The sequence below is a fragment of the Cellulomonas shaoxiangyii genome (assembly GCF_004798685.1).
Taxonomy (GTDB): domain Bacteria; phylum Actinomycetota; class Actinomycetes; order Actinomycetales; family Cellulomonadaceae; genus Cellulomonas; species Cellulomonas shaoxiangyii.
In genome coordinates, this window is the sequence record NZ_CP039291.1 from 971,543 (window position 1) to 983,774 (window position 12,232).

Here is a 12,232-nt window from a genome sequence, read left to right on the forward strand (position 1 = left end):
CATGGCGAAGACCGCCCTCATCCACAAGGCGGCCGCGAAGCCGAAGTTCGCGGTCCGTGCCTACACGCGCTGCCAGCGGTGCGGTCGCCCGCACTCGGTGTACCGCAAGTTCGGCCTGTGCCGGATCTGCGTGCGGGAGATGGCCCACCGCGGCGAGCTCCCCGGCGTGACCAAGAGCAGCTGGTAAGTACCACCGGACGTCGGTAGGTCCGCGCCCCCGCCTCGGGGGCGCGGATACCCCGGCGAGAAAGGGCTGACGCCCGATGACCATGACCGACCCGATCGCAGACTTCCTGACGCGTCTGCGCAACGCGAACTCGGCGCACCACGACACGGTGACGATCCCGTTCTCGAAGCTCAAGAGCCACATCGCCGAGATCCTGCAGGCCGAGGGCTACATCTCCGGCTGGACCGTCGAGGACGCGCGCGTGGGTAAGAACCTCACGATCACGCTGAAGTACGGCCCCAACCGTGAGCGTGCGCTCGCCGGCGTCAAGCGCGTGTCCAAGCCGGGCCTGCGCGTCTACGCCAAGTCGACCAACATGCCCAAGGTGCTCGGTGGCCTCGGCGTGGCGATCCTGTCCACGTCGTCCGGCCTCCTGACCGACAAGCAGGCCGCCAAGAAGGGCGTGGGTGGGGAAGTCCTCGCCTACGTCTGGTAAGCCCGAGACGAGAGGAGAACAGCCATGTCCCGAATCGGCAGGATCCCCGTCCCGGTGCCGTCCGGTGTCGACGTGACGATCGACGGCCAGCTCGTGACGGTGCAGGGTCCCAAGGGGACTCTCACGCACACCATCCCGGCCCCGCTCGCGGTGGACCGTGACGACGCCGGCGCCCTCGTGGTGACGCGTCCCGACGACGAGCGCCAGTCGCGCTCGCTGCACGGCCTGACCCGCACGCTGCTGGCCAACCTGGTCACCGGCGTGACGGAGGGCTACACCAAGAAGCTCGAGATCGTCGGCACCGGTTACCGCGTGACCGCGAAGGGCCAGACCCTCGAGTTCGCGCTCGGCTTCAGCCACCCGGTCACGGTCGACCCGCCGGCCGGCATCGACTTCGCCGTCGAGACCCCGACCAAGTTCTCGGTCCAGGGCATCGACAAGCAGCTGGTGGGCGAGGTCGCCGCGAACATCCGCAAGATCCGCAAGCCCGAGCCGTACAAGGGCAAGGGCGTGCGGTACGCGGGCGAGAACGTGCGCCGCAAGGTCGGAAAGGCTGGGAAGTAAGCCATGGCGATCAGCATCAAGGGCAAGGGCAAGACGATCGCCCGCCGCCGCCGCCACCTGCGGCTGCGCAAGAAGGTCGTCGGCAGCGCCGGGCGTCCGCGCCTGGTCGTGACGCGCTCCGCGCGCCACATCACGGCCCAGGTTGTCGACGACGGCATCGGTCAGACCGTGGCCTCGGCCTCGACGCTCGAGGCGGACCTGCGGGCCACCGACGGCGACAAGACCGCGAAGGCGCGCAAGGTCGGCGAGCTCGTCGCCGCACGTGCGAAGGCGGCCGGCGTCGAGTCGGTCGTGTTCGACCGTGGCGGCAACAAGTACCACGGCCGTGTCGCCGCGGTCGCCGACGGCGCCCGTGAGGGTGGTCTGGCCCTGTGACGACGAACTCCGCATCGAAGAAGAGGACTTTCTGATGGCTGCTCCTCAGCGCAGCAACACCGGTGCCGGTGGCACCGGCGGCGACCGCCGAGACGGCGGCCGTCGTGACGGCGGGCGGCGCGGTGACGCCGCCGAGAAGAGCGCGTTCGTCGAGCGCGTCGTGACGATCAACCGTGTCGCGAAGGTCGTCAAGGGCGGCCGCCGCTTCAGCTTCACCGCGCTCGTCGTGGTGGGCGACGGTGACGGCACGGTCGGCGTCGGCTACGGCAAGGCCAAGGAGGTGCCCGCGGCGATCGCCAAGGGTGTCGAGGAGGCGAAGAAGAACTTCTTCCGCGTCCCCCGCATCCAGGGCACCATCCCGCACCCCGTCCAGGGCGAGAAGGCGGCCGGCGTCGTGTTCCTGCGCCCCGCGTCCCCGGGTACCGGCGTGATCGCCGGCGGCCCGGTGCGTGCGGTGCTCGAGTGCGCCGGCATCCACGACGTGCTCAGCAAGTCGCTCGGGTCGTCCAACGCGATCAACATCGTGCACGCGACGGTCGAGGCCCTGCGCTCCCTGGAGGAGCCCGAGGCCGTCGCCGCTCGTCGTGGGCTGCCCCTCGACCACGTCGCTCCTGCCTCGCTCCTGCGTGCGCAGGCGGCGGGCCGTGCGGCCACGGCTGCGAAGGTGGGTGCGTGATGGCCCGCCTGAAGGTGACCCAGACCCGGTCCGCCATCGGCGGCAAGCAGAACCAGCGCGACACGCTGCGCACCCTGGGCCTGAAGCGGATCGGCGACGTCGTCGTCAAGGAGGACCGCCCCGAGATCCGCGGCATGGTCAAGACGGTGACGCACCTGGTCGCGGTCGAGGAGGTCGAGTGACCATGGCCGACGACAAGAAGAAGGCCGACGACACGGCCGTGGAGTCGACGGAGGAGGCCCCCAAGGCCGCCGCCAAGAAGACCCCGGCGAAGAAGGCTCCCGCGAAGGCTGCGGCGACCGAGGCTGCGGCGACCGAGGCCGCTGCGGCCGAGGAGAAGCCGAAGGCGACCCGCAAGCCGGCCACCAAGAAGGCCGACGCGGAGGAGCCCAAGGCGGCCGCCAAGGGCAGTGCGACCACCGAGGGTGCCGGCGGCACGCTCAAGGTTCACCACCTGCGTCCGGCCCCCGGCGCCAAGACCGCCAAGACCCGCGTGGGTCGTGGTGAGGCGTCGAAGGGCAAGACGGCCGGCCGTGGCACCAAGGGCTCGAAGGCCCGCTACCAGGTGCCCGAGGCCTTCGAGGGTGGGCAGATGCCGATGCACATGCGGCTGCCCAAGCTCCGCGGCTTCAAGAACCCGTTCCGCGTCGAGTACCAGGTCGTGAACCTGGACAAGATCTCGGCGCTCTACCCGCAGGGCGGCGACGTCACCGTCGCCGACCTGGTCGCCAAGGGCGCGGTCCGCAAGGGCCAGCCCGTCAAGGTGCTCGGCACCGGCGAGCTGACCGTCAAGGTCTCCCTGGCGGTGGACGCGTACTCCGCGTCTGCCAAGGAGAAGATCGAGGCGGCCGGCGGCAGCGTCGCGCAGGGCTGACGCCCCGCGCAGCAGCACGACCCTGAAGCGGGCGGTCCCGGGAGTGATTCCGGGGCCGCCCGCTTCGTCGTGCCCGTGCCCTCCGCGGTGTCATGGCGCCCGGTCACAGGGTGCGCGGACCCGCCCGGCGAAACGGCTCCGGCGGCGGATCGCGGTGGCGTAGTGTCGGCCCCGCACGCTCGTGGCGACGTCCGCCCCCGTGTGGGCCGGCCGCGACGGAGCGCCCGGCGCCCGGCGGTCGACCGCGGCTCTCAGTTGGACGAGTGTTCATGTCCGGGAGTCGGTGCGAGTCACAGACGAGCGCGACGCGTGGGCTGCCAGGGTGAAGGCGGGCCCGGCGCCTAGGTCGTAGCACCCCCCGAAGCGTCCCGAACGCCCGGAACGGCCCGCCCTGTCCGGATCGGCGCTGTTGGACGGCCGTCCGGCGCCCGGCTTACTTGAGGGGCCGCAGGAGGGGCCCCCATGGGATCGCTCCCTCACCCCGCGGCGTCCGACGGCCAGGGAGCACGACATGCAGCAGGACACGACCGGTGCACGGCGCTCGACGCGCCGCGTCTCGGCGCTCGTGGCCGTCGGCATGCTCCTGGGCGTCGTGCTGGCCCCGGTCGCGCAGACCGCGACCGCTGCGCCCGCGTCCGCGGCGCCGGTCGCCCTCCCCGCCGTCAGCGCGCAGCTGCAGAACCACCGCGGCACGACGGCCGGGGGCGCCGCCGACGGGTCCACTGCGCAGAACTGCATCCGGTTCCAGCCCGCGAGCGGGCAGTGGAGCGCGACCGAGGCGCTCGCCGCCCACGGCGGCGAGTCGTCGTTCTTCGGGATGCTCTCCTGCCCCACGAACCTGAGCACCACGTCGCAGAGCGCGATCGGGCTGGCGCCGAACCAGGCGGCACCCGAGACCGGCACGACGTTCCTGCTGGGCTCCTTCCGGCACTACAACAACCCGATCAACGCGCAGGCGGAGTACTTCCGCGGCACGTTGAACCTGCGGCTGGGGACCTCGGCGGCCTTCGTCAGCTCGTCGTACGTGCTGCGCGAGACGCCCAACAGCGCGAACCCGGCGGGGAACGTCGCCAACAACGACACGGTCACGTTCACGGACCTGGTCAGGTCGAGCGAGGTCCAGGTCAACGGCATGACCTACCGGCTCACGGTGCGTGGCTTCACGACCGCCGGCACGGGGAACGCGCAGTGCACCCGGGTGCCGACGTCGGGCTTCTCCGACGTGGTCTCGACCGTCGAGCAGACCACGACGGTGGCGTGCCTCTGGGCGCGGCTCGACCAGGTGCGCCCCGTCACCGTCGTGAAGGAGGCCCTCGCGGCCGGCGACGCGCCGGCGACGGTCCCCGGCTTCACGTTCACTGCGAGCGAGGGCACCGCGACGCAGTCCGCGACGCTGACCCCGGCGGGCACGACGGCACCCACGAACACCGCGTCGGTGCAGGCCGGCAACCGCACGCCGACGGCCGCGCCCGTCACGATCACCGAGGGCGCCGCCCCCGCGGGGTGGGAGCTCACGGGCATCGTCTGCCGCGACGGCTCCGGCAGCACCCTGACGACGGGGGTCGCGACGTCCGGACGGACGGTGGTGCTCGGTTCCGTGCCCGACGCGACCACTGTGGCGGCGCTGCCCATCGTCTGCACGTTCACCAACACGTACGTGGCGCCGACGGTGCTGACACTCGTGAGCCAGACCGTGCCCGACGGGCGGACGGCACCGCAGGGCACGGCCGGCTGGACGTTCACCGTCGACGCCGTGGCGGGCCCGCTGACCACGGCGGGCGCGGCGGGCTCGGCCGCGACGACGGTCGCCGTCCCGGCCGCGACCCGCGTGGTCCGGGTCACCGAGACCGTGCAGGCCGGCTACGTCGTCGACCTGGTCACGTGCACCGGCACCGACGGCAGCTCCGTCACCGTGAGCGCCAACCCGGTGGACCTGACCGTGCGCCGCGGCCGCAGCTACACCTGCACCGTCGTCAACCTCCGCCCCGGGGTGCAGGTGGTGAAGGAGGCGTTCCTCGCCACCGACACCGCGTTCACGAGCCCCGTCCCGGCGGGCAGGCAGCTCGTCGCGGGCACCGCGGTCGTCTGGCGGTACACCGTGCGCAACACCGGCCAGACGCGTCTGACGGGCCTCGTGCTCCGCGACTCCTGGTCCGCCACGGGCCCCGGCGTCCCCACGACGTCCGGCGCCACCACGATCACGTGCCCCGGCCTCACGCCGGCGACGACCGTGACCATCCCGTCGCTCGCCAGCGGCGCCTCGATCGCCTGCACCGCCCCCGGCGTGCTGTGACCGCCCCCGCCTCCTCTCCCTGACACCCGCACCCACCCTCGGGACGCCCGCCCGGACGCCCGACGACTCGCCTCCGGGCGGACCTCTCCAGAAAGGCATCACCATGCAGAACAAGACCAAGGGCATCCTCGCCGGCGTCGCCGGTGTCGCGCTGCTGACCTCCGGCGCCACCTTCGCGCTCTGGACCGACTCGGGCACGGCCGCCGGTGGCACCATCACCAACGGCCGCCTCGACGTGAACGCGGCAGCCGTCGCCACGTGGGCCGACGTCTCGGCCGACCGGACCGACCGTGGGCACGCCATCACGGATCTCGCCACGTGGCGCATGGTGCCGGGCGACACGATCGAGGGCACGCAGGCCCTGGACGTGGCGCTCGAGGGCGACAACCTCGTCGCGAGCCTCGTGGTCGACTCCACGGCCGCGACGCTGCCCACCGGCGTCACTGTCACGTACCAGGTGCTCGCGGGCGCCACGGGGACCACGGTCCTGGCGGAGACCAGAGAGCTGGGCACGGACTCGACGGTCCGCCTCGCGGCGCCGCGTGCCGGCCAGGCCGCCGGTGCCCCGACGAACACCGGCACCACGCTCGTCGGTGCCACGCTCGACGGGGTCGCGGACCTGCGCGTCGTCTACCGCGTCGCGTTCGACGCGACCACCGCCGGTCAGGTCTCCGCCACCGCGCAGTCGGTCATCCAGGGCCTCACCGCGACGCTCACGCAGACGCGCCAGGGCGCGGACTTCGTCGCCGCTCCCTGACGTCCCGACCGGCCGGGGTGGGGCGCCCCGCTCCACCCCGGCCGCGAACGTCGGCCCAGGCCCGCGACGTCCGCACCGCGCCACGCACCACCCGCACACCTCACCCACCGCCAGCGCACGGCCACCCAGGAGGACCCATGACCACGACGCGCCCCCCGCGCGACAGCTGGGTCGCCGGCGTCCTCTCGGTGGTGACGACCGCTCTCCTCCTGGCCGCGCTCGCGCTGGCGGTCGCCCTCGCGGTGGTGCCGCGGGCGCTCGACGGCGCGGCCCTGACCGTCCTGACCGGCTCCATGGCCCCCACCTACGACCCCGGCGACATGGTCGTCGTCCGTGGCGTCCAGGACCCGGCCACGCAGGTGCAGGAGGGTGACGTCATCACGTTCCAGCCCGTCTCCGCCGACCCGACGCTCGTCACGCACCGCGTGGTGTCCAAGGTCCTCACCGTCGACGGGGTCCGCTTCATCACACGCGGCGACGCCAACGGCGCCGACGACGACCCGATCGTCCCCGCGCAGGTGACGGGGCAGGTGGTGTACCACGTGCCGTTCGTCGGCCACGGTGCGCTGCTCCTCGGGCAGCACCGCGGGACGGTCGTCCTGGCCGTCGCGGTCGCCCTGCTCTGCTACGGCGCGTTCATGGTGCTGCGGCCGGAGCGCCGCGGCGACGCGGTGCCGACCGACGGGGCGGCTGCCGCCGCGACGCCGACCGACCCGGTGACCGACCCGGTGACCGACCCGGTCGCCGTGCCGGTTGCCGTACCCGCCGGCGCGTCCGGAGCGGGCCGATGAGCCGGCCCCGCCACCGCCGGCGCACCGCGCTCGCCGCGAGCGCCCTGGTCCTGGTCGCCGCCCTGGCCGGCGGCCTCACCCACGCGCTGTGGTCGACCGACGCGGTGGCGTCCGTGGCCGTCATCCGGTCGGGCAACCTCGACCTCGAGCTCGTCGGCCCGCCGCGCTGGGTGGAGGGCAGCCCCGACCTCGCGTCGCCGCACGCGATCGCGCTGCGCGCCGACGGTCGCACCGCCGACCACCTGGCGACGCCGGGGGACACGTTCACCGTGACCCAGCAGTTCCGCACGACCCTGGAGGGGGACAACATCCGGGCCCGCGTGACCGTCGGGTGGCAGGGGCCGACGTCCTTCCCCGCCGGGGTCACCGGGACGTACCGGGTGACGCCGCCGACCGGTGCACCGAGTGCCGCCGTCCCGCTCGGCAGCCCGGTGACCGTGCCCGGCGGCACGGCGAGCATCGCCCAGGGCGTCGGCACGTGGACCGTGACGGTGACGGTCGCGTGGACGGCGGCGAGCGACGTGGTCGTCCGGCCGTCCGCGGTCAGCGCGTCGCCGACCGCCGGCGCCGAGGGGACGATGCTCATCGACCTGCGCCAGGTCCGCGACGGCGACGGGTTCCGGCCGTGAGCGCGGCGACGACGCAGGCGCCACGGCGCTCCCGCCTCCGCGGCGCGGCGGTGGTGCTCGTGGCGCTCGCGCTCGCGCTGCTCGTCGGCACGACCGCGGGGGGCACGCTCGCCCTGTGGCGCGACACCGCCACCGTCACCACGCGGATGCCCGCCGGGGTGGTGGTCGTGGGTGCGGGTGCACCGGCGCCGACCGGCACGCTGGCCGACTACGCGAGCGGCCCGGGCGACCCGGTCGAGGTGCCGTTCGGGCCGGCGCAGGCCGCGACCCTCTACACCACGGGCGCCGTGGCGGTGCCCTTCCAGGTCGACACGCTGTCCCAGGGGCACCGGGGCCTGCGCTACCAGCTCGCTCCCCAGGTCGCCGGCGGCGTGTTCGGCCAGTCGGTCGTCCGGCTGGTGCGGGTCGCCGACGCCGGCGCCTGCACGCCCGCCGTCGCCGGGGAGGCCGCGACGACGGCGACGCCGTGGTCCGGCGCGTACAGCACGTCGACGGCGCTGCGCAGCGAGCTGTGGTGCCTGGTGGCGACGTTCGACCGGATCCGGCACACCTACACCAACACCGCGACGGTGGACGCGAGCGTCACCACGTCGACCGGTGCCGTGGTCGGGTCCGTGAGCTCGAGCGCGAGCTGGTCGGCGCAGGTGCTGAAGGCGCTCGACCCCGCGACGGAGCCGACGCACCGCGTCGCGGTGACGTGGCAGACGTTCCGGGGGGCGACGCCGTGAGGCGCCGGTGGGTCGCCGCCGCGGTCCTCGCGGCCGGATTCGTCACCTCCGGTGCCGGGGCTGCGGACGCCGCTGGGGTCGACGACGCCCTCGGTCTGGCCTGGGAGGGCCCGACGGTCGCGCTGGCGTGGGACGGCACGGCGCACGACACGGTGACGACGAGCTTCGTCGGGAGCCGGGTCGCCGTGCCCGGCGACGTCGTGGGGAGGACGCTGACGGTCCGCAACGACGGTCCCACCGACGCGACGCTGCGGGGCTGGGTGACGGACGTCGCGCTGCTCGACCCCGCCGCCCCCGACGTCGACCACGCGACGGGGGAGGAGCGGGGCGACTTCTACGCGGACCTCCGCCTGCGCTGGCGCGCCGCGTCGGGCGACGGCACGGCGTCCTTCCGGGAGCTCGCCGTGCATGGGCGCACCGAGGTGGTGAGCGTCCCGCTGGCGCGCGGCGAGACGACGCGCATCACCCTCGTCTCCGAGCTGCCCGTCGGGGCCCGGTCCGGCAACGGGGCGAACGTCGCCCCGCGCGAGGCCCGCTTCGACGTGCTGCTGCGCCTCGACGGCTCGGCGTCGCCCGTCCCCGCCGCCGGAGTGACGTCCGTGCCCGCCGCGGCGGCGGTGACCGCGCCGGGAGGTGGTGCGGGTGCCCGGACGGGCGGGGTGGGCGGCCCCCTGGCGACGACGGGCGCCGACGCCCTGCGCGCCGCGCTCGCCGCCGTGGTGGCGGTGGGCGTCGGCGGTCTCCTGCTCGGCGCCGTGCGTCGACGCCGCGAGGAGCCGTGAGCCGGCGGTGACGACGCGCGGGGCGGTGACGCCACCGCGCTGACCCCGGGCAGCGTCCCGGGGCGGGGGTTCCGACGGCCGGCTCCCGGGGCAGGGACGGCGGCACGCCCGGGACCGGCTATCCTCGGACGGCTCGCAGCGTCGCGCGCTGCGGTCTGGCCGGGTACGGGGCCGTCATGGGTGCCGCCGCCGGACGTCCGTCCCGGGCACGTGCCGGGGGGTATGGACGTTCGGGGTAGTGTGGCGCGCGGTCTTCGCCGCGGCGCGGCGGCAACGGGTCGGTCTCGCCGGCCTCATCCCAGCAGGAGGACAGGTGCTCAGCGCATTCGCACGGGCGTTCCGGACGCCCGACCTGCGGCGCAAGCTGCTCTTCACCATCGGCATCATCGTGGTGTTCCGCATCGGTTCGTTCCTGCCGACGCCGGGCGTCAGCTACCCGAACGTCCAGGCGTGCATCGACCAGACGGCCGACGCGAACGACCTGCTGGGGCTGGTGAACCTCCTGAGCGGCGGCGCGCTGCTGCAGCTGTCGGTGTTCTCGCTCGGGATCATGCCGTACATCACCGCGAGCATCATCATCCAGCTGCTCCGCGTGGTGATCCCGAAGTTCGAGGAGCTGCACAAGGAGGGGCAGTCCGGCACCGCGAAGCTGACGCAGTACACGCGGTACCTGACCATCGGCCTGGCCGTCCTGCAGTCCACGACGATCATCACCTTCGCCCGCAGCGGGAACCTGTTCCCGGGCTGCAGCGTCGACGTCATCCCGGACGACTCCCCGCTCGTCCTGCTCATCATGGTGATCGCCATGACCGCCGGTACCGGCCTCGTCATGTGGCTGGGCGAGCTCATCACCGAGCGCGGCATCGGCAACGGCATGTCGCTGCTGATCTTCGTCTCGATCGCGGCGAGCTTCCCGTCGGCCATGTGGTCGATCGCGGGCGGCGCCGGCGGCATCGGCAAGTTCATCGTCGTGCTGGCGATCATCGTCCTGGTCATCGGGCTGGTCGTGTTCGTCGAGCAGTCGCAGCGCCGCATCCCGGTGCAGTACGCCAAGCGCATGGTCGGCCGCCGCATGTACGGCGGCTCCAGCACCTACATCCCGATCAAGATCAACATGGCCGGCATCATCCCGGTGATCTTCGCGTCGTCGCTGCTGGCCATCCCCGCGCTGCTCGCGCAGTTCGGCGACGCGACGGCGGGCTGGGTGCAGTGGATCAGCCGGTACGTCGCGGACCCCGAGGCGCCGCTGCACATCGGGCTCTACATCGTGCTCATCATCTTCTTCTGCTACTTCTACACGGCGATCACGTTCAACCCGGACGAGGTCGCGGACAACATGAAGAAGTACGGCGGCTTCATCCCCGGCATCCGCGCCGGGCGTCCGACGGCCGAGTACCTCGACTACGTCATCACGCGCATCACCGCGCCCGGCTCGATCTACCTGGCGCTCGTCGCGCTCATCCCGACGATCGCCTTCATCGTCCTGGACGTCGGCTCGAACATCCCGTTCGGCGGCGCCTCGATCCTCATCGTGGTCGGCGTCGGCCTCGAGACGGTGAAGCAGATCGAGTCGCAGCTGCAGCAGCGTCACTACGAAGGGTTTCTCCGTTGAGTGCACGTCTCGTCCTGCTGGGCCCGCCCGGAGCGGGCAAGGGAACGCAGGCCGTCCGGCTCGCCGAGCAGCTCGGGGTGCCGGCCATCTCGACCGGCGACATCTTCCGGTCGAACGTCAGGAACGGCACGGAGCTGGGCCGTCAGGTGCAGGACATCACCGCCTCCGGGGCCCTGGTGCCCGACGAGCTCACGAACGAGCTGGTCAGGGACCGCCTCGCGCAGGCCGACGCCGTCGGCGGCTTCCTGCTCGACGGGTACCCGCGGAACGTCGCGCAGGTCGCGGCGCTCGACGAGATCCTCGCCGCCGCGGGGGTCGCGATCGACGCGGCCGTGGAGCTCACGGTCGACCCCCAGGTCGTCGTCGACCGGCTGACGAAGCGGGCCGCCATCGAGGGGCGCGCGGACGACAGCGAGGACGTCATCCGCCACCGCCTCGACGTCTACGCCGAGCAGACCGCGCCGATCTCCCAGGTCTACGCCGCCCGGGGGCTGCTCGTGCAGGTCGACGGGCTCGGCGAGGTCGACGAGGTCACGCAGCGCCTCATCGACGCGCTGCAGGCCGCGCAGTCCGCCTGAGCGGGGCGCCATGTTCGGCCGGGAGCGGATCGAGTACAAGACGCCCGAGCAGGTCGCGGTCATGCGGCGGGCCGGGCTCGTCGTGGCGGACGCCCTCGACGCCGTGCGCGCCCGGGTGGCGCCCGGCACGACGACCGCCGAGCTGGACGCGGTCGCCGAGCAGGTGATCGCCCGCGCGGGTGCGACGCCGTCGTTCCTCGGGTACCACGGGTACCCGGCGTCGCTGTGCGCCTCCGTCAACGAGGAGGTCGTGCACGGCATCCCGGGAGGTCGCGTCCTGCAGCCGGGGGACGTCGTGTCCGTCGACTGCGGCGCGATCGTCGACGGGTGGCACGGCGACTCCGCCTTCTCCGTCGTCGTCGGCGAGGGGGATCCCCGCGACCACGAGCTCGTCGTGACGACCGAGGACGCGCTGTGGGCCGGCATCGCGGCGCTCGCGCGCGGCGACCGCCTCGGCGTCGTGGGGGAGGCCGTCGAGGAGGTCGTCGAGGCGGCCGCGGCCGCCGGCCGCAACGGCGGCGTGCCGTTCGGCATCGTCGAGGACTACGTCGGCCACGGCATCGGGACCGCCATGCACCAGCCGCCCGACGTACCGAACTACCGCACGCGCGACCGCGGGGCGAAGGTGCGCCCCGGGCTGTGCGTGGCCGTGGAGCCCATGCTCGTGCGGGGCGCCGAGGCCAACCACACGCTCGCGGACGACTGGACCGTCGTGACCGACGACGGGTCGCGCGCCGCCCACTGGGAGCACACCGTGGCCGTCCTCGAGGACGGGGTGGTCGTGCTCACGGCGCGTGACGGCGGCGCCGCCCGCCTCGCGGCCCTCGGCGTCCAGGTCGCGCCGCTGACCTGACGCCCGCACGGCGCCGAGCAGAACGGGCCGCCGTGTCCGGAGAGCGTCTCGGATGCCG

The 12,232-nt window shown here is 73.5% G+C and carries 16 protein-coding genes; all 16 read left to right on the forward strand.

The genetic code is table 11. The features are described 5' to 3' along the window. Position 1 precedes the first annotated feature (1 nt). The 16 genes from E5225_RS04445 to map all read left to right on the forward strand — a co-directional run bounded on the left by E5225_RS04445 (position 2) and on the right by map (position 12,174). Complete coding sequence (locus tag E5225_RS04445; RefSeq protein ID WP_135973034.1) at positions 2-187, forward strand: type Z 30S ribosomal protein S14; 186 nt, start codon at positions 2-4, stop codon at positions 185-187. 76 nt (positions 188-263) lie between these two features. Continuing rightward, on the forward strand, positions 264-662 hold the full coding sequence (gene rpsH / locus E5225_RS04450) for a 30S ribosomal protein S8 (protein ID WP_135973033.1): 399 nt from the start codon (positions 264-266) through the stop codon (positions 660-662). A gap of 24 nt (positions 663-686) precedes the next feature. Next, positions 687-1,226 carry a 50S ribosomal protein L6 gene (gene rplF / locus E5225_RS04455; protein ID WP_135973032.1) on the forward strand — a complete coding sequence of 180 codons (540 nt, stop codon included), beginning with the start codon at positions 687-689 and terminating at the stop codon, positions 1,224-1,226. A 3-nt stretch (positions 1,227-1,229) separates the two neighbouring features. After that, positions 1,230-1,601: a 50S ribosomal protein L18 gene (gene rplR, locus E5225_RS04460; RefSeq protein ID WP_135973031.1), complete on the forward strand. Its 372-nt coding sequence runs from the start codon at positions 1,230-1,232 to the stop codon at positions 1,599-1,601. Positions 1,602-1,635: 34 nt separating this feature from the next. Beyond that, entirely contained in the window at positions 1,636-2,277 is a 642-nt protein-coding gene (rpsE, locus tag E5225_RS04465) for a 30S ribosomal protein S5 (RefSeq protein ID WP_135973030.1), read from the forward strand. Beyond that, positions 2,277-2,459, forward strand: coding sequence for a 50S ribosomal protein L30 (gene rpmD / locus E5225_RS04470; RefSeq protein ID WP_013117860.1), 183 nt, complete (start codon positions 2,277-2,279; stop codon positions 2,457-2,459). The genes rpsE and rpmD overlap by 1 nt, the downstream gene beginning before the upstream one ends. A gap of 2 nt (positions 2,460-2,461) precedes the next feature. Then, on the forward strand, positions 2,462-3,151 hold the full coding sequence (gene rplO / locus E5225_RS04475) for a 50S ribosomal protein L15 (RefSeq protein WP_135973061.1): 690 nt from the start codon (positions 2,462-2,464) through the stop codon (positions 3,149-3,151). 511 nt (positions 3,152-3,662) lie between these two features. Beyond that, positions 3,663-5,444 (forward strand): prealbumin-like fold domain-containing protein, encoded by a 1,782-nt coding sequence (locus tag E5225_RS04480; RefSeq protein ID WP_135973029.1) that lies wholly within the window; start codon positions 3,663-3,665, stop codon positions 5,442-5,444. A gap of 103 nt (positions 5,445-5,547) precedes the next feature. Further along, on the forward strand, positions 5,548-6,201 hold the full coding sequence (locus E5225_RS04485; RefSeq protein ID WP_135973028.1) for an alternate-type signal peptide domain-containing protein: 654 nt from the start codon (positions 5,548-5,550) through the stop codon (positions 6,199-6,201). A gap of 137 nt (positions 6,202-6,338) precedes the next feature. Beyond that, positions 6,339-6,992 carry a signal peptidase I gene (locus tag E5225_RS04490; RefSeq protein ID WP_135973027.1) on the forward strand — a complete coding sequence of 218 codons (654 nt, stop codon included), beginning with the start codon at positions 6,339-6,341 and terminating at the stop codon, positions 6,990-6,992. Then, the gene (locus E5225_RS04495; RefSeq protein WP_135973026.1) at positions 6,989-7,621 is read left to right on the forward strand and encodes a hypothetical protein; all 633 of its coding nucleotides are present in this window, start codon (positions 6,989-6,991) and stop codon (positions 7,619-7,621) included. The genes E5225_RS04490 and E5225_RS04495 overlap by 4 nt, the downstream gene beginning before the upstream one ends. After that, positions 7,618-8,349 (forward strand): hypothetical protein, encoded by a 732-nt coding sequence (locus E5225_RS04500; protein WP_135973025.1) that lies wholly within the window; start codon positions 7,618-7,620, stop codon positions 8,347-8,349. The genes E5225_RS04495 and E5225_RS04500 overlap by 4 nt, the downstream gene beginning before the upstream one ends. Then, the gene (locus tag E5225_RS04505; RefSeq protein ID WP_135973024.1) at positions 8,346-9,131 is read left to right on the forward strand and encodes a hypothetical protein; all 786 of its coding nucleotides are present in this window, start codon (positions 8,346-8,348) and stop codon (positions 9,129-9,131) included. The genes E5225_RS04500 and E5225_RS04505 overlap by 4 nt, the downstream gene beginning before the upstream one ends. A gap of 313 nt (positions 9,132-9,444) precedes the next feature. Continuing rightward, on the forward strand, positions 9,445-10,743 hold the full coding sequence (gene secY, locus E5225_RS04510; RefSeq protein WP_135973023.1) for a preprotein translocase subunit SecY: 1,299 nt from the start codon (positions 9,445-9,447) through the stop codon (positions 10,741-10,743). Further along, entirely contained in the window at positions 10,740-11,321 is a 582-nt protein-coding gene (locus E5225_RS04515) for an adenylate kinase (RefSeq protein WP_135973022.1), read from the forward strand. The genes secY and E5225_RS04515 overlap by 4 nt, the downstream gene beginning before the upstream one ends. A gap of 10 nt (positions 11,322-11,331) precedes the next feature. Next, the gene (gene map, locus E5225_RS04520; RefSeq protein ID WP_135973021.1) at positions 11,332-12,174 is read left to right on the forward strand and encodes a type I methionyl aminopeptidase; all 843 of its coding nucleotides are present in this window, start codon (positions 11,332-11,334) and stop codon (positions 12,172-12,174) included. The last annotated feature ends 58 nt before the right edge of the window (positions 12,175-12,232 follow it).

Coding starts and splice junctions, on each gene's coding strand:
- E5225_RS04445 (WP_135973034.1), top strand. CDS start 2: ATGGCGAAGACCGCCCTCATCCACAAGGCGGCCGCGAAGCCGAAGTTC.
- rpsH (WP_135973033.1), top strand. CDS start 264: ATGACCATGACCGACCCGATCGCAGACTTCCTGACGCGTCTGCGCAAC.
- rplF (WP_135973032.1), top strand. CDS start 687: ATGTCCCGAATCGGCAGGATCCCCGTCCCGGTGCCGTCCGGTGTCGAC.
- rplR (WP_135973031.1), top strand. CDS start 1,230: ATGGCGATCAGCATCAAGGGCAAGGGCAAGACGATCGCCCGCCGCCGC.
- rpsE (WP_135973030.1), top strand. CDS start 1,636: ATGGCTGCTCCTCAGCGCAGCAACACCGGTGCCGGTGGCACCGGCGGC.
- rpmD (WP_013117860.1), top strand. CDS start 2,277: ATGGCCCGCCTGAAGGTGACCCAGACCCGGTCCGCCATCGGCGGCAAG.
- rplO (WP_135973061.1), top strand. CDS start 2,462: ATGGCCGACGACAAGAAGAAGGCCGACGACACGGCCGTGGAGTCGACG.
- E5225_RS04480 (WP_135973029.1), top strand. CDS start 3,663: ATGCAGCAGGACACGACCGGTGCACGGCGCTCGACGCGCCGCGTCTCG.
- E5225_RS04485 (WP_135973028.1), top strand. CDS start 5,548: ATGCAGAACAAGACCAAGGGCATCCTCGCCGGCGTCGCCGGTGTCGCG.
- E5225_RS04490 (WP_135973027.1), top strand. CDS start 6,339: ATGACCACGACGCGCCCCCCGCGCGACAGCTGGGTCGCCGGCGTCCTC.
- E5225_RS04495 (WP_135973026.1), top strand. CDS start 6,989: ATGAGCCGGCCCCGCCACCGCCGGCGCACCGCGCTCGCCGCGAGCGCC.
- map (WP_135973021.1), top strand. CDS start 11,332: ATGTTCGGCCGGGAGCGGATCGAGTACAAGACGCCCGAGCAGGTCGCG.